Raw genomic sequence first — 21,571 nt, 5'->3', positions numbered from 1 at the left:
CCTTTGCTGCATCGCAGCATGCTAGTATTGAAAAATCAATCACTTTCCCGGGGCCGGCAGATGAAACGTGTGATTTTCAACCAGAAGGGTGGCGTCGGAAAATCGACGATTGCGGTCAACCTGGCAGCCATCGCGGCCCATGAGGGCAAGAAAACCCTGCTGATCGACCTCGATCCGCAGTGCAACGCCAGCCGCTACCTGCTCGGCGCGGCCATGAACGAGGTAGCCCCGACCATGGGCGCCTACTTCGAGCAGATGCTCAACTTCATCGTCTTCCCCAAACCGGCCGGCGACTTCGTCCATCCCACCCCGTTCGCCAATTTGTCGATCATGGTCTCGCACCCGGAACTGGGCGACTTGCAGGCCAAGCTCGAATCGCGCCACAAAATCTACAAGCTGCGCGATACCCTGAACGAACTGGCCAAGGACTTCGATGACATCTTTGTCGACACCCCGCCCGCCTACAACTTCTTCACCCAGTCGGCCCTGATTGCCGCCGACCGCTGCCTGATCCCCTTCGATTGCGACGATTTCTCGCGCCAGGCGCTCTACACCCTGGTGGCCAACGTGGCCGAGATCAAGGCCGACCACAATCCCGCGCTTGCGATCGAAGGCATCGTCGTGAACCAGTTCCAGGCGCGCGCCCTGCTGCCGCAGCGCCTGGTGAACGAACTGAGCGCGGAAGGCTTGCCGGTGCTCGCCAACAAGCTGTCGAGTTCGATCCGCATCCGCGAATCGCACGACCGCAACCTGCCCATGATCCACCTCGACCCGCGTCACAAGCTGAGCCAGGAAATGCTGGCGCTGTACCACGAACTGCAGGCCGCATAAGGCTGGCCGCGCCCTGCGCGCATCTTTGATCTATCTCAAACACCGTGCGCCGGACGGCCGCGCCAGGCGGCGCTGGCGAACCACTCCCGCCGCACCCGGTCAAACTCCCATCAGCTAATCAGCTAAACGGGAGAACACCATGATGATGTATCGATCCATGTTTCCAGGCGATGTGTTCGCCGAATTGGACCGCCTCCAGCGCGAAATCGAGCAATCCCTCGACCTCGGCCCCAGCATTCGCGGGCTGGGCCGTGGTGGCTTTCCGGCGCTCAATGTCGGCAGTACGCCGCACAGCGTCGAGATGTACGCGTTCGTGCCCGGGCTCGACCCGGCATCGATCGACGTCCAGCTCGAACACGGGGTGCTGATCATCGCCGGCGAGCGAGCCGACGATCTGTCGAGCGCGCAGCAGCAAGCCACGGTCCAGATCAACGAACGCTTCGCCGGCCGCTTCAAGCGGGTGGTCAGCCTGCCGGACGACATCGACCCCGAATCGGTGTCGGCACAGTATCGCGATGGCGTGCTGCACGTCACCGTGGCGCGCCGCGAGGCAACGCAGCCGCGCCGTATTTCAGTTCACTGAACAGGAGAGCGCACCATGACGAGCAACGAGAATGAACACAGCGAAGAACACAGCGGCGCCGCAAGCGCGGCAGGTACGGCCAGCCAGGCGGGCAATCCGGGGCCGATGGGTGATCCCTCAGATGCCGCCATTGCCGGCAGCGCGGGCAATACCGGCAATGTCGGCGGCGGCAGCGCGGACTCCGGCAGCGGCGCTGGCAGCGAGGTAGGCGGCGATGAGATGCCTAGCGCCGGTACAGGCGGCGCTGCTGATGCCGGCGGCCAGTCCGCCAGTTCCGCCAGCGACCAGGGCGGTACGGCGGCGGGCGGCGGCGCCGGCCAGATGACCAGAACCCGCTCCACGGACCAGGCCGGCGGCATCGCGGCCCGCACCGGCATCCTGATACCGCCGGTGGACGTGATCGAAGACGCCAACGGCATCACGCTGTTGGCCGACATGCCGGGTGTGTCCAAGGACAAGCTCGACCTGCGGCTGGAAACGAACAGCCTCACCATCAACGGCGCCGTCTCGCTGGATGTACCGGAAGGAATGGAATCGCGCTACGCCGAGGTCAAGCACCAGCAATACCAGCGCACGTTTGCGCTCTCGAAGGAGCTCGATGGCGAACAGGCCAGCGCGGAACTGACCCACGGGGTACTCAAGATCCGCATTCCGAAAACGGCGCACGCGCAACCGCGCAGGGTGCAGATCAAGGTCGCGTAACTGATGGATGGGACCGTCGCCTTCGGCCACGATAATCCGGACCGCAATCCCGGCGCGGCTGGCCGGCCTTGCCTTACGGGTGGCCGACCACCGACGCGCTGGCCATCAGTTCGTCGATCAGCGCCAGCGAATTCTTGCCCGACATGGCATGCGGGTTCAATCCCGGCAAGTCAGAAAAACGCAGCAGGGTCGACGGATTGATGCGCGCCAGGTTGGCCTTACCCATGGTCCAGCCGGCGTAGCGCCGCTCGTTGATTTCTTCATAGTGCAGCAGCACCACATCGGTGTGGCGCGGATCGCGCACGATTTTCGCGTACAGCCCGTTGACCGCCTCGCGCCCGCCTTCGAGCACCTGCATATAGACGTGCTCGCTGTGGCACAGGATGCCCGTGATGCCCTGGGCGGGATTGTGCGCGTGCGACTGGCACATGATGTCGTGGATCGTATCGGGCTGCGGCGAAGCAATGGCGCGGCTGGCGTACAGGAGACGGACGAGCATGGTGTGATTCTCCGAAGATCAGCGTTTAATCAGGGACAAAAACTCGCGCCGCAGCGCCGGATCTTTCAAGAACGAACCGTGCATGACGCTGTTGATCATTTTCGCATCCATATCCTTCACGCCGCGCCACTGCATGCAAAAATGGTCCGCTTCCATCACAACAGCCAGCCCGTCCGGCTGCATTTTTTCCTGCAACAAGTCAGCCAGTTGCACCACGGCTTCTTCCTGGATCTGCGGACGGCTCATGATCCAGTTAGCGATGCGCGCGTACTTCGACAAGCCGATCAGCGCCGAATGCTCGTTCGGCATCACCCCGATCCAGACCTTGCCGATCACCGGGCACAGGTGGTGCGAACAAGCGCTGCGCACTGTGATCGGGCCAATAATCATCAGCTCGTTCAGATGCGATGCGTTGGGAAACTCGGTGACCGGCGGCATCGGCACATAACGGCCGCCGAACACTTCGTTGATGAACATCTTGGCCACGCGGCGCCCGGTATCCTGGGTGTTGTGGTCGCTGACGGTATCGATCACCAGGCTCTCGAGCACGCCTTGCAACTTGGCGCTGACCTCGTCGAGCAGCTCGTCGAGTTCGCCCGGCTCGATGAAACGCGCGATATTGTCGTTGGCGTGGAAGCGCGTCTTGCTGGCGACCAGGCGCGCGCGGATGCGCTCCGACACCGTCACGGTGCTGGGTTGGTATTCGGTAGTCAGTCCGTTCGACATGCTCAATTCCTGTTTAAAAAGATAAAAATGGCGGCCCGGCTCACGCCAGCCCATCCGGCAGCGGCAAGCCTTCGGCCCGCGCCAGCCGTTCCAATGCATGTTCCAGCAAGGCGCGCGCTTGCGCCGCGGCCTGCCCCAACTCCTGGTGCAAGGCCGCGTCGCCCGGATTGCGCGATCCGCACTGCATACTGTAACGCTCAAAACTGCCGATCATCAGCAAAATCTCGGCCAGGTGACGCGGACATTCGCAGATCACGCTGTTGCTGGCCGCCGCCAAGGCCGCCAGCGCCTGCTCGTCCAGCCGGCGCGGCGCCACTGCCTCGGCGCGCTGCACCAGCGGCGCGCGGGGCGGCGCGGCCAGAGGCGCGCGCCGGGACGGCAAGGCCACCTGGCACAGCAATGCTACCTCGGCCATGTCGGACGGCGCGCGCGCCACCAGGCAACCGAGCGCGCGCAGGTGGCGGATCGTGGCGCTGGCGCAAAAGCGGTACAGCACCACCACCGCCGGCGTGCCGCACGCCAGGCGCGCCGCCGCCACCAGCGGCAGGGCCGCATCGTCCAGTTCCGACAATTCGATCAGCAGCACGTCGGCGCCGACGCCGCGCAAGGCGACAGGCGCCTCGTCCAGCCGGGCGCAGGAATGGCGCACATCGAGCGTGAGCAGCTCGCGCCCGCCGGCGGTCAACTGGCGCGCCAGTCCCGCGCCCACCACCGCCACCCGGATCGGGCCGCTGGTCCCGGCATCGGTTTCCAAAGGCTCGGCCAGGTGCTGGAGCTGTTCCAGCGGCAAATGGGCCATGGCGCCGATCGGATGGCCCTGGTCGACCAACTGCTTGATCAGGCTCAGCCTGCGCACCTGGGCGCTCGAATACAAACGTTGCCCACGCGCCGAACGTTGCGGCGTCGACACGCCATAACGTCGCTCCCACACCCGCAAGGTTTCGACGGGCAAGCCTGCCAGGCGCGCGGCCACGCCGCTGCGGTAGGCGCCGGTGTCGTCGGAGCGCACCGTATCGTGATCGGTAGAAAGTTCATTCATGGCGTCACCCTTCATGTTGAACCGCTTGTGAACCGTGAAAAATCAATTATACCGCTTCAAATCATGGACAGTTGGAAGCACCCCAAAAAGCGCCGGGCGCAAGAAAAAGTCGCGGCGAGCATGGCATCTGACGTATATTTATCTTGTTGCAAGTCGGAACAATCCAACAACCTGAGGACAATCATGATGAACAAGATGTTGATGAGCTGCGCCCTGCTGGCCTTCACCAGTGCCGCCTTCGCTGCGCCAGAGACAGCGGCGCCGGCGGCCAAGTCGGCGCAGCAGAACAAGATGGTGAGCTGCAACGCCGACGCCAGTGGAAAAAAGGGCGACGAGCGCAAAGCCTTCATGAAGGAATGCCTGAGCGCCAAGCCGGCGGCCCCGGCCGCCACGCCGCAGCAGAACAAAATGAAGACCTGCAATGCCGATGCGGCGGGTAAAAAGGGCGACGAGCGCAAGGCGTTCATGAAAACCTGCCTGAGCGCCCCAAAATAACCCCACCCCGGTGTCAGGCGCCGGGACGGCGCGCGCCCGGCGTCACCCCGCCCAGCCGGTACGACAATCCCACATAGACCAGCCGCCCATCGTAGCGCCGCAGGCTGCTTTCGCGCAGGATGTCGCTGTCGATCCGCGTCTGGGTCTTGTTCGAATCGAATACATCCGTCACGTTCAGCACCACATTCAGGCGCGGCGTCAGGCTGTGCCGGAAGCTGAGATTGAGCGTCGCATTCGGCTCCCGAACGCCTTGCCCGATCAAGGTCTTGCCCTGCCTGTTGAGCACCACCTGCAACTGATCCGCCGCACTCACCTGATAATTGATGCGCCCGCGCACGTTGAGCGAGGTGGCCGAGCGCCGCACCACCGCCCCGCCGCTGTTCAGGTACGTCTGCTCGCTATACCCCACATTCCCGCTGGTGCTCAGCGACAAGGTCTTGCCGACCTTCCCGCCCAGGCTGAACTCCAGCCCGCCCGACTGACGACTGCCACCGTTGTCGCGCGTGGTCAGGAGCACGTTGTCGCCGATAAAATAGCGCCGCTCGGAGATCAGATCGTGTTCCTTGCGCAAAAACGCGCGCAGGTTGGTCGCTACCAGCCCCAGGGTGGTATCGAGGCCGAGCTCGAGCGAATCGGTCTCCGACGGCAGCAATCCCGGATTGCCCGACGATACATTGAGCTCATCCCGGTACACCACGAAGGGATTGAGGTCCCCCGCCGCCGGACGCTCGATGCGATGCGCATAAGACAGCCGCACGGTGCTCTGGTCGGATGCCTTGTAACTGATAAAGAAGCTCGGAATCGTGCTCAGGTAGTCGTTGCGCGCTGCCGTGCGCGCCGTCAATTGCCGGATATCGAGCCGGGTATATTCGGCCCGCAAGCCGCCCAGCACGCCCCAGCGTTCGTCCACCCGCCACTGCCACGAGCCGTACAGCGCGGCCGTGGTTTCGTCGAGCTCGAAGCGGTTGCTGCGCGCCGCGTTATCGGTCTCGTCCATGGTGAGCGCATCGATGTTGACGTAGCGCGCGTCAACACTGCCGGCATTGCGCGCCAGTTTGTAGCCGAGCTTGAGCATGGCCGCATCCACCGGGCGCTCGTAGTCGCCGGTCCAGTCGGTCATCCGGTTGCGGGTGCCGCTGCCCTGGCGGCTGAACGCGCGCTGCCTGCCGTCGCTGTCGTAGACATAACGATGCGCGTACGCGCTGTCGTTGCGGTTGCTGCTCGACGATACGCGCAGATCCATCTTGAACAGTTCGCCGTCGGCATCGCCCTTGTGCTCGCCGCGCACACCCCAGCTATTGCTCCCGCTACTGCCGCTGCGCTCGCTGGTGCGCGTGACATCGCTGTCCAGCTCGCCCGTCGCGCTGTGGTTCGCATAGTGGTCGCGCCCGTGCTGGTCGTTGCTGCGCTTGCTGTACGCGATCGTCGCGGCCAGCTTGCTGCGCGTGCCCAGGTTGTAGCCCACGCCGCCATTGATGCCGAACGCATCGTTGAGCCCTTCCCCGCGCGATTCCTGGGTGCTGCGCCGCACTGCCCCGCTGACCGGATCGATGCGCTCGCGCGCCACCGTGGCACGCGTATCGCGCCCGTCATGGCGCACGTTGAGGCCGCCCTGGAAACTGAACCGTCCCTGGTTGTAGCTGCCCGACAGCGCCGCGTTGGCGCGCCCGCCCGTGCCCGCATTCAGGTTGGCCACGCCCATGCCGCCGGCGCGCCGGTTGCGCCGCGTTACCAGGTTGATGATCGGCCCGCCGCCGCCGTCGTTGCCGAACTGCGCCCCCGGGTTGTTGATCACTTCCACCGATTCGATATCGTCGGCGGCCATCGCGGCCAGCGCCGCACCACGGTTCTCGCCCTGCAACATGGCCGAGGGCTTGCCATCGATCAGGATCTGCACATTGTTGTTGCCGCGCAGGCTGACGCTGCCGTCCGGATCGACCGTCACCGACGGCACATTGCCCAGCGCATCCGCCGCCGAGCCGTTGCTCGTGCTCACGTCCGCCTTGATGTCGTAGACCTGGCGGTCGATGCGGTTGCTCGGGCGCTCGCCTTCGACCGTGACCGAGGGCACGGCAAGGTCGCCCTCCGGCAGCGGCTTGGGCGGCGCCGCGCTGCGGGCGGCCTGCGTGATGGCGGGCGGCGTACCGGCAGCCGGCATACGGGCATCCGGCGCCAGCGCGCCTTGCGCCTGCGCGACATGCACCGCGCACAGGGCCAGCAGCGCCAGCCACCGTGGTCTTGCGTGGCGGGCGCCGGCGGCGCCGGGCAATCGAAACTGCTTCATCGGGAAACTCGGGCGACATCCAGGCGCTGGATGGGGATTGATGGAATTGTCCAGCGGGCACTATACACAGGCTACGCTTAGTACGTTCCATCAATCAATTGATTCAGTCGCCGCCAGCGCCGCGCCCGAGGCATCAATACGTCGTTGGCGAAATAATTTGGCTCAACACAGGCACTTTCTTGCAGTCTGCGTGTCTTATATGTTTGGTGGACTCGGGCGAGCTCCTCCTCTCCCCGCAGGAACACCATGCAACGATGCTAGCGGCCCTATCCCACTCCCTCTCCGCCATCACGATCGACGCCTTGCTGGAGCACATTGTCGTGATCGACCAGCGCGGCATGATCGTGTCGGCCAACAAGGCCTGGCGCGACTTCGCGCTCGCCAACGACGGCGATCCGCTGCGCGTGTGCGAAGGCATCAACTACCTCGATGTGTGCGACCGCGCCGCCTTGTGCGGCTGCAGCGACGCCGCCCAAGTCGCCTCCCTGGTGCGTGACATCCTGGCCGGCCGCTGCCGCAGCGCCACCTTCGACTATCCCTGCGACGCCCCGCACGAGCCGCGCTGGTTTTCCCTCAAGATCAGCGCGCTCGACCATGAGGGCGCGCCGGCCGTGGTGCTGGTGCACGACAACATCACCACGCTCAAACGCTGCGAACGCCAGATCCAGTTCCAGGCCAGCCTGCTGGCCTCGGTCGAGCAAGCCGTCATCGCCACCGACGTGGCCGGCACTATCCTGTACTGGAACCCGTTCGCCGAAAAGCTCTACGGCTGGGCGGCCGCCGAGGCAATGGGCCGCAACATCGTCGACCTGGTGCCGGCCGAGACCTCGGCCGAACGCGCCGCCCAGATCATGGCCCGGTTACAGGCCGGCTGCAGCTGGTCGGGCGAATTCCTGGTGCGTAACCGCGACGGCACCACCTTCCCCATGCACGTGACCGACTCGCCGATCCGCGACGACCAGGGCCGCCTGATCGGCGTGATCGGCATTTCCACCGACATCAGCGAATGGAAAAAGGCCGAGCGCGCGTTGAACCTGTCGGCCATGGTGTACGAGGCCATCGGCGAAGCGATCATGATCACCGCGCCGGACGAGCGCATCGTCGCCGTCAATCCCGCGTTTATCCGCCTCTCCGGCTACGCCGAGCCGGAGCTGATCGGCCAGCCGGCCCGCATGCTGCTGGCGGGCGTGCTGGGCCGGGAGCACAACGGCGAATTGCTGCAGCGCCTGGAAAAATCGGGCCACGCGCAGGGCCGGGTGTGGACGCGTCACAAGAACGGCGACGAATGCGCCGAATGGCTGCGCATCGACACCATCTACGACGAACGCGGCCAGGTGAAGTTCCGCGTGAATATGTTTTCCGGCATCACCGACCAGAAACTGGCGGAAGACACCATCTGGCGCCAGGCCAACTTCGACTTCCTCACCGGCTTGCCCAACCGCAGCATGTTCCACGACCGGCTCACGCACGAACTGCGCAAATCGCACCGCTCCAACCTGCCGCTGGCGCTGATGTTCATCGACATCGACCACTTCAAGGAAGTCAACGACACCCTCGGCCACGATACCGGCGACAAGCTGCTGCGCGAGGTGGCGGCGCGCCTGTCGTCCTGCATCCGCCAGGCCGACACGGTGGCGCGTTTGGGCGGCGACGAATTCACCGTCATCCTCGGCGAGCTCGACGACCTCGACAGCGTCGAGCGGGTCGCCCACGCCATGCTCGCCGCGCTCGCCAAACCCTTCGTCATCGGGGTCGAAACGCTGTACCTGTCCGGCTCGATCGGCATCACCCTGTTCCCGCACGACGCCAGCGACGTCGACACCTTGCTCAAGAACGCCGACCAGGCCATGTACGCAGCCAAGAATCACGGGCGCAACCAGTTCAGCTACTTCATGCCGGCCATGCAGCGTGCCGCGCAGAACAAGATGCGCACCCTGAACGACCTGCGCGCCGCGCTCGCGCAGGGCCAGTTGCGGGTGCTGTACCAGCCCATCGTCGACCTTTCCAGCGGACGCATCCGCAAGGCCGAAGCGCTGCTGCGCTGGGAGCATCCGCTGCGCGGCGCCGTCAGCCCGGCCGAATTCATCCCGCTGGCCGAGGAATCGGGCCTCATCGTCGGCATCGGCGAGTGGGTGTTCCAGCAAGCGTTCCACCAGGCCATGCGCTGGCGCGGCAACATCGATCCGGAATTCCAGATCAGCGTCAACATGTCGCCGGCCCAGTTCCGCCGCCAGTCATGCGGCAACGGGCAACCCTTGCATGCGCCGCATCTGCGCAGCCATCCGGTGCTGGGGCGCTACGCCGGCACCGAAATCGTGGTCGAAATTACCGAAGGCATGCTCATGGAATCGACCCACAGCATCCACGAACAACTGCTGTCGTTTCGCGAAAGCGGCATCCAGATGTCGCTCGACGACTTCGGCACCGGCTATTCCTCCTTGTCCTACCTGAAAAAATTCCACATCGACTATCTGAAGATCGACCAGTCCTTCGTGCTCAAGATGGTGGCCGGCTCGGACGACCTGGCCTTGTGCGAAGCGATCGTCGTCATGGGCCACAAGCTCGGCATCAAAGTCATCGCCGAGGGCGTCGAAACGCAGGAACAGCGCGACCTGCTGACCGGCGCCGGTTGCGACTTCGGCCAGGGCTACCTGTTTTCGCGGCCGCTCACCGCCGCCCAGTTCGACCGCCTGCTGCGCTGCCACGATACGCGCCGCTGAGCCCTGCACCAAAACGGATGCGCCGCCGTGGTGCAGCGCTCGCCTCCAGCCGCGCCCGCACGATCTTTTCCGCTTCAAAATCAAGCACTTGGATCGACGCACCAAAATGGAACGATTATTGCTTACTTCAAGGACGTCAATACTTCCATGCACCTTTATCGGGAATCGTCCAATGAACGGAACCAACCACGCCGCCGACGCGCTGTTTATCTTGCTCGGCGCCATCATGATCCTGGCGATGCACGCCGGCTTCGCCTTTCTCGAACTGGGCACGGTGAGGAAAAAGAACCAGGTCAACGCCCTGGTCAAGATCCTGGCCGACTTTGCCGTCTCGACGATTGCCTATTTTTTCATCGGCTACGGCATTTCCTACGGCGTCGATTTTTTCGCCAGCGCCGACGTGCTGGCCGAGCGCAACGGCTACGAGCTGGTCAAATTCTTCTTCTTGCTCACCTTCGCCGCCGCCATTCCGGCGATTGTCTCGGGCGGCATTGCCGAGCGCGCCAAGTTCCATCCCCAACTGATCGCCACCGCCTTGCTGGTCGGCTTCGTTTACCCCCTGTTCGAAGGCATTGCCTGGAACGAGCGCTTCGGCATCCAGGCGGCGCTGAAACTCGCCTTCGGCGCCGGGTTCCACGACTTTGCCGGCTCGGTCGTGGTGCATGCCGTGGGCGGCTGGATCGCCCTGCCCGCCGTGCTGCTGCTCGGTGCGCGCCGCGGGCGTTACGGGCGCAACGGCGCCATCGCCGCCCATCCGCCCTCCTCGATTCCCTTTCTCGCGCTGGGCGCCTGGATCCTGGCGGTGGGCTGGTTCGGCTTTAACGTCATGAGTGCGCAAACGCTCGACAAGATGAATGGCCTGGTCGCCGTCAACTCGCTCATGGCCATGGTCGGCGGCACCCTGGCCGCGCTGGTGCTCGGCAAGAACGATCCGGGCTTTACCTACAACGGCCCGCTGGCCGGGCTGGTGGCCGTGTGCGCCGGCTCGGACCTGATGCATCCGCTCGGCGCGCTGGCCACCGGCGCCATTGCCGGCGCGATTTTCGTGGCCATGTTCACCCTGACGCAAAACCGCTGGAAGATCGACGACGTGCTCGGCGTGTGGCCGCTGCACGGCCTGTGCGGCACCTGGGGCGGCATCGCGGCCGGCATCTTCGGGCTGAAAAGCCTGGGCGGCATGGGCGGGGTGGCCTTCATGTCGCAACTGGCCGGCACCGCGCTGGGCGTGGCCATCGCGCTCGCCGGCGGCTACCTGGTGTATGGCGTGCTGAAAAAGACCATGGGCTTGCGGCTCGACCCGGAGCAGGAATTCCAGGGCGCCGATTTGTCGATCCACCACATTTCATCGACACCGGAGCGGGAATCGAACTGGTAGCGCACCGGAGGGGGAGCCTTGCAACATTGGCCATACCAAACTAAAATCAGGCGAGCATGTACACACCCCCCTCACGCCTTACCCCGGATCCACATAATCAATGAAGAAACCCTCTGCGCCGCAAGAATCGACCTCGGCTGAGCCGCGCCTGTACCGGGTCGTAGCGACCCGCATCCAGGCCCTGATCCGCGACGAGAGCATCAAGGCCGGCGAGCGCCTGCCGGCCGAGCGCGACCTGGCCGCCAAGCTGAGCGTGAGCCGGGCCTCGCTGCGCGAAGCGCTGATCGTGCTCGAACTGAGCGGCATTGTCGAAGTGCGCGGCGGCTCGGGCGTGTATGTCAGCGAGCAAGCCACGGCGCAATCCGATGTGCCCGAGGTCGGGCCAGGCCCGTTCGAAGTGCTGGCCGCGCGCCGCATGATCGAGTCCGAAGTGGCGGCGCTGGCGGCCAAGATGGCCACCGATTCGGCCATCGACGCGATTTTGACGGCGGTGCTGGAGATGGAACACCATCACGAGGACCGCGCCAGCAACGAGCAGGCCGACCGCAATTTTCACCTGGCGATCGCACGCGCCACGGGCAATACGGCGCTGGTCGGGGTGGTCGATTATCTGTGGAACCAGCGCGGCAGCTTGTGGCACAAGCTCAAGGAACACTTCCAGACCGAGGATTTGCGCGTGACCACCTTGACCGACCACCGCAAGATTCTCGAAGCGATCGCCTCGCACGATGTGGCCGGCGCGCGCCAGGCCATGCGTGCACACCTGGAGCGCGTGACAAGGACGTTTTCGCGGGGGTAGTTCGCGGGGGCGCGGTTGTTACGCCCGTCCTTAATCGCATCCTGCATCTGACATCCCGGCCCCGGCAACCCGGTCCGGGAAGCGCCACTAACTCGCCCTATCCGCCGTCGTCATCATCATCATTCTATCCACCACCCTCGTCGTTCCCGGCCTGGGCGGCCCCCTTGGCGGGAACGACGGGGTAGCGGGGAAAATGATCGCATAAGCGGCTCAGGCAACAGGCGCGAACTGGCATGATGGCGATATTGGCAAGTCCACCTTGATTAATTGGTCAGGCCAAACTAAAATTGGCCTAACCATAAAAGCAATTCTAATCAGGAGACACGCCGTGCCCACACCACCCCGGTTCCCGCAACCGAAGCTACTGCTTTCCTCCATCGCCATCGCGGTCCTGACCCTGATGAACCAGGCCTCGGCCCAGCAGGGCGACGGCGGCATGACCCGGATCGAAGTCACCGGTTCCTCCATCAAGCGCCTGGCCAGCGAAAACGCCCTGCCCCTGACCACCATCAAGGCCGACGACCTGGTCAACCGCGGCCTGACCACGATGTCCGAAGTGGCCACCTCGCTCACCGCCGGCGCGACCAACGAACCGGTCGGCGGCGGTGGCGGCGGCACCATGATCAATATGCGCGGCCTGAACACCAACCGCACCCTGCTCCTGCTCAACGGCCGCCGCCTGGCCAACGAAGCCATTGGCGACAGCGCGATCAACGTCGACGTCATTCCCATGAGCGCCATCGAACGGGTCGAAGTGCTGCGCGACGGCGCCTCGGCCATCTACGGCACCGATGCGATTGCCGGCGTGGTCAACTTCATCACCAAGCGGGCCATTGCCGACACCACGGCCAGCGCCAGCGTCATGGCGCCCGAACGCAGCGGCGGCGGCGAGCAGCGCCGCTTCAGCCTGACCAGCGGCACCGGCGACCTGGCCAAGGATGGCTGGAACGTCTACGCCGCCTTCGACACCCAGAAACGCAGCGCCCTGATGCAGCGCGACCGCCCCAACATCAGCGACCCGGACGACATCGCCCGCCTCGGCGGCACGGCGTTTACCAGCAACACCTCCGGTTCCTCGTCGGCGCCGGCCAACTACACCGTCTACGCCAACGGCAAGCCGACCAGCGTCACCGGCAACCCGTATTTCGGCGCCGGCTGCGTCGCCCCGTACCAGGGCCAGTACACCATCGCCTCGACCAAGCCGGGCGGCGCCGGCAGCAAGACCTGCGTGCTCGACCCGAACCTGTATCCGCAACTGCTGGCCGACAACAAGCAAACCACCCTGCTGACCAAGGGCAGCCTGCGCCATGGCGACGGCAACATGCTCACGGTCGAGCTGCTCAGTTCCGAATCCTACATCGACGCCCTCAATCCGCCGCAGCCATTCGGCGCCCAGACCGACTACGACAAGCTCAACCCCGGCCTGCGCAAACCGCTGATGATCACCAAGGCCAGCAAATGGTATCCAGGAGGTGCGGGCGGCGTGCCCGCCGTGGCCGGCCTGAACGGCACCGACCTCGCGCTCACCTGGAGCCTTGACGAACTCGGCCCGGCCATCACCGACGACCGCCAGAACAGCCACCGCCTGGTGCTCACCGAAGAAGGCCAGTTCAAGGGCTGGGACTACAAGGCCGGCTTTAACTACGCCTACAGCAAGCGCACCGTCAAATTCCTGAGCGGCTACCTGCGCACGCCCGCGCTGTACAAGGGCGTGGCCGACGGCGTGCTCAACCCCTTCGGACCGCAGGACGCAGCCGGCCAGGCCTACCTGGAAAGCATCTCCGCCGACGGCCTGGTCAACCGTCGCGCCGAAGTCCACTACTACGGCCCCGACCTGACCCTGAACCGCGAACTGACGACCCTGGGCGGCGGCGCGCTGGCGCTCGCCGTCGGCGCCGACCTGCACCGCGAAACCTACCGTGACGCCTCCGGCGACATTGGCGACGCGGTGGTCTACAAAGTCTCCGGCACGCCCAACCGCTACCCGCATGGCGCGCGCACCGTGCTCGGCACCTACCTGGAACTGGACGCGCCGTTCACCAAGCAGCTCAACCTGAACCTGGCCGTGCGCGCCGACCGCTTCAGCGACTTCGGCACCACCTTCAACCCCAAGGCCAGCGTGCGCTACGAGCCATCCATGGCCCTGATGCTGCGCGCCACCGCCAGCACGGGTTTTCGCGCCCCGACCCTGCCCGAGCTGTACGGCACCCCGCAAACGCGCGTGCCATCCACCTCCAAGTGGGATGACCCGCTGCTGTGCCCGAGCGGCACGCCCGGCGTGAGCGGCACCGGCACCCTCACCGCCGACCCGAAATACGCGGGCCTGAACCTGGACGCCGCCAAGGTCTGCGGCAGCACCCTGACCGTGCTGACCGGCGCCAATCCCGACCTCGAACCGGAAAAATCCAAGACCTTCACCGCCGGCATCGTCATCGAACCGGTCAAGAACCTGGTTGCCTCGCTCGACTTCTGGAACGTCGAGATGACAGGCACGATCGCGCAGATTTCAGAAGACACGATCTTCGGCGACGTCAACAAATACAACAATCTGTTCGTACGCAATGCCGACGGCACCCTGGCCTACATCACCAAGACGCGCCTGAACATGGGCGGCCTGCGCACCCAGGGCATCGACGCCAGCCTGAGCTACACCCTCCCGACCGCCAGCATGGGGCGCTTCGGCATGTCCTTCGACGGCACCTACGTCAACAAATACGAAGGCCAGAACGAAGAAGGCGGCGACTGGATCGACAGCGTCGGCAAACCCGGCGCGCTCTCGACCGGCGCCACCTCCGCCAACACCTACGTCTTCAAGTGGAAGCACAACCTGCGCCTGTCGTGGAGCCGGGGCGGCTTCGGCACCCAGCTGACGCAGTCCTACACCTCGAGCTACATCGACACCAACGCCTTGCCGAGCCAGAAACCGGGCCAGCCCTTCTACAACGAAATCGAGCCCTACATCCTGTACAACCTGACCGCCAACTACGCCTGGAACAAGCGGCTCAAGTTCACGTTTGGCGTGAACAACCTGCTCGATGTCGACCCGCCGCTGTCGAACCAGCGCCTCAGTTCGCGCGTGGTCTTCGCGCAAAACATCGCCAAGCCGATCGGCCGCGCCTACAACGTACGCGTGAACTACACCTTCTGATGATGACGCCATTTCCTTCCCTGATAGCGGCCGCTGGCCTGGCACTGGCGGCCGCCGCGCCCGCGCATGCGGCCGCAGAAGCGGCTAGGCCGGCGCGCCTCATCCTGGTCGGCGACTCGACCATGGCGACCCGCTCCGGCTACGGCGACGCCCTGTGCCAGCGCCTGCGCGCCGGCGCGGCCTGCGTCAACCTGGCGCGTGGCGGACGCAGCTCCGGCAGCTTTCGCGCCGAGGGGCGCTGGGACGAGGTGCAAGCGCTGCTGCGCGACGGCGCGGCGTACAGCGCCAGCTACGTGCTGATCCAGTTCGGCCACAACGACCAGCCGGGCAAACCGGGGCGCTCGACCGACCTGGTGACCCAGTTCCCGCAAAACATCGCGCGATACGTCAGCGAAGCGCGCGCGCTCGGTGGCGTGCCGGTGCTGGTCACGCCGCTGACGCGGCGCAGCTTCAAGGGTGCATATTTGCGCGACGACCTCGGTCCGTGGGCATCCGAAGTGCGGCGCGTGGCGAAAGAGACTGGCACATTGCTCGTCGACCTGAACAAGATCAGCGCCGACGCCGTGCAAGCGATGGGGTCAAACCAAGCCGACACCCTGGCGCAAGCGCCGCCGCCGGACCCGGCTGCGGCGCCCGTGGCGGCGGGGTCGGCTGCGGCGGTCGAACCGCAAGGAACGCCAAAAACCAGCTTCGACCGCACCCACGTCGGCGCGAAGGGTGCGGCCCTGTTTTCCGGCATGGTCGCGCGCGAACTGCGGCGCCAGATTCCCGCCCTGCGCCCCGCCCTCGCCCCCGAGCCATAAGCCTACAACCGGGGTCAGAGCTTTAATTAGAAATGTTTCAAGTTAAAGCTCTGACCCCGGTGGGGATGAGCCAGGTTCAACATTCCTACAACCAGGCTCTGCCCTGATACAACCGGGGTCTGACCTCTGATTCGAAATATTTCGAATCAGAGGTCAGACCCCGGTGTGGATGCAAATGTCGCGTATCCCTTTTCACTCTGAGTCCCGAGCCATGTCCCAGCGTCTGACCTCCCCTCTGCTCCTCGCCATGCTGCTGCCAACTGCCACAATGGCTGAAACACAGGTAAAACCGCCTACAACCGGGGTCAGAGCTTTAATTAGCAATATTTCGAATCAGAGGTCAGACCCCGGTTTGCTGAAGATGGCGGCAACAGCGCCCAAGGCGCTTCGTCTCGACCAGGGGCCGGGCGCGGTGCGCACGCTGTTCACCCAGGTAGCGCACGCCACCGACTATTTTGTCGAGGCACGCGTGCGCGCCTTGCCTGGCCCGCCCGGCCCTCCTGGCCAGTTGTACTTGGTCGGCCGTCATGTCGACGCTAATCACTGGCTCGGCGCTGGACTGCAGATGAGCGATGCCAGCCCCACCGTCCAGGCCGACATCGTGCGCCAGCAGGACGCCAAACTCGGCCGCCTGAAACAGGTCAAACGCACCATCCCCAGCGCAGGCCGCTTTCTCACCGTCCGCTTCGAGATGATCGGCGAGGCGCTCAGCGTCTACCTCAATGGCGAAAAACTCACCACCGCCACCGTGCCCGGCTCGGCCATCCCCGGCGCGCTCGGCGTCTACAGCAGCGGCAAAGGTTTCGAGCTAGACGCTATCCGCATCGGCGACCCGGCACAGAAACCCATGCGCATCGCGCCCGCCGTCGCCGCCAGCAGCTTCCAGGCCCAGGCCGGCGATCCGCCATCGACCTTGGCTATCAGCGCGTTCGACGGCGATGGCGTCACGCCGGTGCGTTTCAGCGTCCGTTCCAGCAACCCGGCCGTGGCCAGCGCCAGCGTGCGCGGCAGCGGCATCGTCGTCACGCCAAAAAAAACCGGCAGCGCCAGCCTGATCGTCGCCAGCGTCGCCGATCCGAGCGTACAGAGCATCATCGACGCGCGCATCGCGTCCGCCTTCGCGCCACCGGCCGCGTACCGGATCGACCTCGACGGCGCCATCTCCCCGCCCGCGCGCGCCGATGCGGTCCAGCCCGACACCCTGCTGCGCCTTCGCTTCGACCAGCCGCCTCGCCTCGGCAGCACCGGTTCGGTGCGCATCTACCGCCAGGGCGACCACAAGCTGGTCGATATCATCCGTCCCGGCGCTGAAGTGGCGGCCATCGGTTACCCCGGCCAGGACCAGATGCGCTACGTGCGCCGCGCGCCGATCAGCATCGACGGCAACAGCGCCACCGTGCGCCCGCACGCCAACCGCCTCGCCTACGGCGGCGCCTACTACGTGGTGATCGAGCCGGGCGTGTTCGGGAACGCGACGATCAAGGGCGCGCCGTTTGCCGGTGTCGGCCGCGCCGCCGGATGGACCTTTCGCACCCGCGCCAGCGCGCCATCCGGCACCCGGCTCAGCGTGGACGATGACGGCCCGGCCGATTTCCGCACCGTGCAGGGCGCGCTGAACCACGCGATGCGGCATGCCGGCCAGGCCACGCCGGTCACGATCGACGTCCGCAACGGCCGCTACGACGAGATGCTGTTCATCCGGGGCAAGGACAAGCTGACCATCAAGGGCGAAAGCCGCGACGGCGTCGTCATCCACAATGGCAACAACGATGGCTACAACCCCGGTTCGGGCCTCAGCCAAGGCCCGCAGTCGCCATCGTTCACGGGCGGGCGCGCGCTGCTGATGGTCGAAACGTCCGACCTGCTCACGCTCGACACGCTGACCCTGAAAAACACGACCCTGCGCGCCGACAAGGTGGCCGGCCAGGCCGAAACCATCTACTTCAACAACGACAGCGGCCGCCTGATCGCGCGCAACGCCAGCTTTTTCAGCGAGCAGGATACGATCCAGGTCAAAGGGTATTCCTGGTTCTACCGCACGCTCATCGAAGGCAACGTCGACTTCATCTGGGGCGCCAACCGCGCAGCCCTGTTCGAAGAAAGCGAACTGCGCTCGGTCGGCGACAGCGCCAACCCGTCCAGCGGCGGCTATGTGGTGCAGGCGCGCACGGTGAGCGCGCTTGACCCCGGCTTCGTGTTCCTCAACAGCGCGCTGACCCATGGGCCGGGACCGGGTCCGCTGGCCAACAAGATTGCGCGCGGCGCCACTTACCTGGCGCGCAGCCCGGGTACAAAGGCCACCTGGGATAACGTGGCCTACATCAATTGCAAGATGGGCGAGCATATCGCCCCGGTCGGCTGGGCCGGAAACGACGTGCAGCGCGATGCGACGCGCTATGCGACGCGCGAGCCGGCGCCCAATCCGGCCAGCGCGACAGCGCACAGCGGCTGGCGCGAATCCGGCAGCATGGACCTGGACGGCAAGCCGCTGGACCTGTCGCAACGCGCCGGTGGCGTGGTTCTCAGCGCGCAGGAAGCGGCCGCGCTCTCGAGCCGGGCGGCGGTGTTTTCCGGCTTCGATGGCGGCCGGGGATGGGACCCGGAAGCGGGGCAAGCGACGCCCTGAACGGCGTTCGTGATACGCTAGCGGGCTGTTACAGCCGCCTGCGGCATCCCTCTTGATCGAACTTCGACACATGCAAAAAATGAACTCAAAAGCCCAGCTCAACTGGATCCTGCTGCGCGGCCTGATCGCGTTCGCCCTTGGCGCCGGCGTGGTCATCACGCGCAACATGGATGCCAGCGCCTGGCTGGTCGTGATCGGCGTGCCCGCCGCGCTGACCGCCTTCAACGTGTGGCGCTGGCGCCGTTCGCGCATGGCGGCGAACGATCCGGCGTTTTAAGCGCATCTCGCCACCGCGTCGTCGCCGGCATTGCCGGGGACGACGCGGTGTCATTCCTATTTGCTGACCCGGAAATAATCCACATCCGCATGCGCCTGCGCGCCACCGGCGCTGAATAAGCCCATCTGCGCCCCCACCCAGCGCCCCATGCTGGCCTTGAACGGCTGCCCCGCCTCTACAAAACGGCTGTTATCCACGCTGTACGAGAAAGTCGCCACGCCGTCGGCCATCGTCATGCGCAGGTACGCCGCATTTCCATCGACCGGCACCACCAGCTGATCCTTCTCGGTACACGTATTTTCATTGCCTTCGCACACCCCCAGCACCAACTGCGATGCTGTCCCCGCGCGCCGCAATCCCAGCCACGCATACTTCATCCCCAGCAGCACCAACCCGGCGCGATCTCCCTCCTGCGTGGCCGACAGTGCGATCCGCGTGTCGACCGTGAACGCCGGCGCCGGCAGTTTCTGCGTCAGCACCGACGCCATCTCGCGCAGATTGGTCCCCGGCTGCGCTTGCAGGCGCAACTGGCCGGGCCTGGCGGCCAGCGAAGTCCACTGCGGACTGCCGTTCGCGCTCCACTGCCATTGCGGCCCCAGCGCCGCGCTGGAGAACTCGTCCCCCGTCGGCGGCACCCGCACCGGCCCGGCCGACAGCGGCTTGGCGTGCCGTACAAACGGCTGGCCCACGCCGCTGGCGTCGACTTCCTCGCCGATCAGCGGCCAGCCATCCTTCCAGCGCATCGGCTGCAGGTGCACCACGCGCCCGTACGCGCGCTTGTCCTGGAAGTGGAAGAACCAGTCGCTGCCATCCTGCGCCGTCACCCACGCGCCCTGGTGCGGACCGTTGATGCCGGACTTGCCCTGCGCCATGACGATCTTGTCTTGGTACGGCCCGTTGATACTGCGCGAACGGAATACCGACTGCCAGCCTTCCTCCACTCCGCCCGCCGGCGCGAAGACATAATAGTAGCCATCCTTCTTGTAGAACTTCGGCCCTTCCAGCGTCTTGTAATTGGGTAGCTTGTTGCCGTCGATGATGACCTGGCCGCTGGTGTCGAGCAGGCTGCGCCCGTCCGGCGCCATGCCGCGCAGGGTCAGCACGTTATTGAAACCGGCGCGGCTCTTGGCCCAGCCGTGCAGCAGGTACGCCTTGCCGTCGTCGTCCCACAGCGGCGTCGGATCGATCAAGCCCTTGCCGCCGGCCAGCAGGTGCGGCGCCGTCCACGGTCCGTCGAAACTGGCGGCGGTCATGACGTAGATGCCGAAGTCCGGGTCGGGATAAAAAATCCAGAATTTACCGTCATGAAAACGCAGGCACGGCGCCCACACGCCCTTGCCCGGCTGCGGCGTGGCGAAGACGTTTTCCGGCACCAGCCTGGGCAGCGCGTGGCCGACCAGTTCCCAGTTGACCATGTCTGTCGATTGCAGCAGCGGCAGGCCGGGGGTGTTGCTGAAGCTCGACGCGGTCATGTAATAGGTGTCGCCGACGCGGATCGCATCCGGGTCGGAATAGTCGGCGTGCAGGATCGGGTTCTGGTACTGGCCGTTGCCCAGGTCGGCCGTCCATGGTTGCTGCGGGGCGGTCGGCGTGCCCTGGCAGGCGCCAAGCGCCAGCGGCAGGATCAGGAGCGCGGCCCGGTGCAATAGAGTCGTTGTGGTCATGGAGCTTGTCTCGTTGTTGTTGGAATGTGGGTATGCAGGAAGGCGGCGATCGCGTCGGCCGTGGGGTCGATCCATGGCTCGAACAGCCAGAAGGAATGGGGTGTATCGGGCAGCATGACGACTTCGGTGGCGACACCGGCCGCTGTCATTTTGGCAACCATGTCGTCGCGCCCGACCGCAAAGCGCGGCTGCGCGCTGCCGATGAACAGCATCGGCGGCGTGCGCGGGTTGACGTAGAAGGTGGGCGAGGCTTCGCGCCACAGGTCGGCCGCTTCGGCGTAGCCGCCGCCGAACCAGAAGCCCGCAGCCGATGGCTTTTTGTGCGGATCGTCTTCGTTGGCGCGCGCGGCCGGAGAAGTAAAATCGGACAGGCCGTCGATGTTGATGACCGCCTGCGCCGCGCTCGATACGGCGTTGCCGGCGGCGTCGGGATCGAATGTCGGCATGCCGTTGGTGACGCCGGCCAGGCTGGCGATTTGCCCGCCGGCCGAGCCGCCGGCCACCGCGATGCGTTGCGGGTCGATGCCGTGAGCGGCGCTGTTGGCGCGCAGCCAGCGCAGCGCGGCCTTGACGTCGTGGATGGCGGCCGGGTAGCGCGCTTCATCGGCCAGGCGGTAGTCGATCACGGCGGCGGCGATGCCGCGCGCGGCAAGGCGCGCGGCCAGCGGCGCCATGTTGGCGCGCTCGCCGGAACGCCAGCCGCCGCCGTGCACCAGGACCACCGCCGCCAGCGGTGCTTGATTGCGCCTCGCTTGGGCGGGCAGGTACAGGTCCAGTTGCAGCAGGTGCGCGCCGCGCCGGGCATACCCGATGCCGCCGATCGTGCTCGTCTCCGCGCTGGTGTGCGTGCCGGCGATCTTGATGAAGGGATAGGCCTTGACCAGCTTGGCGTAGGAGGTCGCCGCGTTGTAGGGCGCGGCGGCGCTGGCAGCTTGTTCGGTCACCATCCTCTTATCCGTCATTCCCGCGACGGCGGGAATCGAAGGTATCGTCGAGCCGC

General features: G+C 65.5%; 17 protein-coding genes. 11 read left to right on the top strand and 6 right to left on the bottom strand.

From position 1 onward, the window contains the following. Nucleotides 1–60: 60 nt before the first annotated feature. From F0185_RS10005 to F0185_RS34760, 3 genes are all read left to right on the top strand, one after another. Nucleotides 61–831, top strand: a complete 771-nt coding sequence (locus tag F0185_RS10005; protein WP_167223904.1) for a ParA family protein — start codon at nt 61–63, stop codon at nt 829–831. 145 nt (nt 832–976) lie between these two features. Beyond that, a complete protein-coding gene (locus tag F0185_RS10000) occupies nt 977–1,414 on the top strand; it encodes an Hsp20/alpha crystallin family protein (RefSeq protein WP_167224060.1) in 438 nt (145 codons plus the stop codon). A gap of 15 nt (nt 1,415–1,429) precedes the next feature. Next, on the top strand, nt 1,430–2,116 hold the full coding sequence (locus F0185_RS34760; protein WP_229476874.1) for an Hsp20/alpha crystallin family protein: 687 nt from the start codon (nt 1,430–1,432) through the stop codon (nt 2,114–2,116). A 73-nt stretch (nt 2,117–2,189) separates the two neighbouring features. On the opposite strand, the gene F0185_RS09990 is transcribed toward F0185_RS34760, so the two are convergent. The 3 genes from F0185_RS09990 to F0185_RS09980 are packed head-to-tail and all read right to left on the bottom strand — an operon-like array spanning nt 2,190 to nt 4,380. Next, complete coding sequence (locus tag F0185_RS09990; protein WP_167223902.1) at nt 2,190–2,615, bottom strand: BLUF domain-containing protein; 426 nt, start codon at nt 2,613–2,615, stop codon at nt 2,190–2,192. Between the two features lie 18 nt (nt 2,616–2,633). Then, nucleotides 2,634–3,341 carry a GTP cyclohydrolase I gene (folE, locus tag F0185_RS09985; protein ID WP_166896465.1) on the bottom strand — a complete coding sequence of 236 codons (708 nt, stop codon included), beginning with the start codon at nt 3,339–3,341 and terminating at the stop codon, nt 2,634–2,636. A 40-nt stretch (nt 3,342–3,381) separates the two neighbouring features. Then, on the bottom strand, nt 3,382–4,380 hold the full coding sequence (locus F0185_RS09980) for a MerR family transcriptional regulator (protein ID WP_167223900.1): 999 nt from the start codon (nt 4,378–4,380) through the stop codon (nt 3,382–3,384). Between the two features lie 186 nt (nt 4,381–4,566). Here F0185_RS09980 and F0185_RS09975 point away from each other — a divergent pair, with 186 nt between their 5' ends. Then, nucleotides 4,567–4,875 (top strand): PsiF family protein, encoded by a 309-nt coding sequence (locus F0185_RS09975; RefSeq protein WP_167223898.1) that lies wholly within the window; start codon nt 4,567–4,569, stop codon nt 4,873–4,875. Nucleotides 4,876–4,888: 13 nt separating this feature from the next. Here F0185_RS09975 and F0185_RS09970 read toward each other — a convergent pair whose 3' ends face one another. Further along, nucleotides 4,889–7,159 carry a TonB-dependent receptor domain-containing protein gene (locus F0185_RS09970; protein WP_167223896.1) on the bottom strand — a complete coding sequence of 757 codons (2,271 nt, stop codon included), beginning with the start codon at nt 7,157–7,159 and terminating at the stop codon, nt 4,889–4,891. A 254-nt stretch (nt 7,160–7,413) separates the two neighbouring features. On the opposite strand from F0185_RS09970, the gene F0185_RS09965 reads away from it, so the two are divergent. The 7 genes from F0185_RS09965 (at nt 7,414) to F0185_RS09935 (ending at nt 18,907) form a co-directional block, all read left to right on the top strand. After that, nucleotides 7,414–9,879 (top strand): sensor domain-containing protein, encoded by a 2,466-nt coding sequence (locus F0185_RS09965; RefSeq protein WP_167223894.1) that lies wholly within the window; start codon nt 7,414–7,416, stop codon nt 9,877–9,879. A gap of 172 nt (nt 9,880–10,051) precedes the next feature. After that, complete coding sequence (locus tag F0185_RS09960) at nt 10,052–11,254, top strand: ammonium transporter (protein WP_166896457.1); 1,203 nt, start codon at nt 10,052–10,054, stop codon at nt 11,252–11,254. A 100-nt stretch (nt 11,255–11,354) separates the two neighbouring features. Continuing rightward, on the top strand, nt 11,355–12,053 hold the full coding sequence (locus F0185_RS09955; RefSeq protein WP_167223892.1) for a FadR/GntR family transcriptional regulator: 699 nt from the start codon (nt 11,355–11,357) through the stop codon (nt 12,051–12,053). A 328-nt stretch (nt 12,054–12,381) separates the two neighbouring features. After that, on the top strand, nt 12,382–15,201 hold the full coding sequence (locus F0185_RS09950; RefSeq protein WP_167223890.1) for a TonB-dependent receptor domain-containing protein: 2,820 nt from the start codon (nt 12,382–12,384) through the stop codon (nt 15,199–15,201). Then, the gene (locus F0185_RS09945) at nt 15,201–16,004 is read left to right on the top strand and encodes a rhamnogalacturonan acetylesterase (RefSeq protein WP_167223888.1); all 804 of its coding nucleotides are present in this window, start codon (nt 15,201–15,203) and stop codon (nt 16,002–16,004) included. Before F0185_RS09950 ends, F0185_RS09945 begins: the two co-directional genes overlap by 1 nt. 361 nt (nt 16,005–16,365) lie before the next feature. Further along, on the top strand, nt 16,366–18,630 hold the full coding sequence (locus F0185_RS09940) for a pectinesterase family protein (RefSeq protein ID WP_167223886.1): 2,265 nt from the start codon (nt 16,366–16,368) through the stop codon (nt 18,628–18,630). Between the two features lie 70 nt (nt 18,631–18,700). Further along, a complete protein-coding gene (locus F0185_RS09935) occupies nt 18,701–18,907 on the top strand; it encodes a hypothetical protein (protein WP_167223884.1) in 207 nt (68 codons plus the stop codon). A gap of 56 nt (nt 18,908–18,963) precedes the next feature. Here F0185_RS09935 and F0185_RS09930 read toward each other — a convergent pair whose 3' ends face one another. Beyond that, on the bottom strand, nt 18,964–20,571 hold the full coding sequence (locus tag F0185_RS09930; protein ID WP_167223882.1) for a glycoside hydrolase family 43 protein: 1,608 nt from the start codon (nt 20,569–20,571) through the stop codon (nt 18,964–18,966). Then, nucleotides 20,568–21,518 carry an alpha/beta hydrolase gene (locus F0185_RS09925; protein ID WP_229476873.1) on the bottom strand — a complete coding sequence of 317 codons (951 nt, stop codon included), beginning with the start codon at nt 21,516–21,518 and terminating at the stop codon, nt 20,568–20,570. The genes F0185_RS09930 and F0185_RS09925 overlap by 4 nt, the downstream gene beginning before the upstream one ends. Nucleotides 21,519–21,571: the final 53 nt, after the last annotated feature.

The sequence above is a fragment of the Massilia rubra genome, from assembly GCF_011682065.1.
Classification (GTDB): domain Bacteria; phylum Pseudomonadota; class Gammaproteobacteria; order Burkholderiales; family Burkholderiaceae_D; genus Telluria_A; species Telluria_A rubra.
The sequence above is the reverse complement of the archived record's forward strand: the minus strand, read 5'-3'. Positions and strand labels throughout refer to the sequence as shown.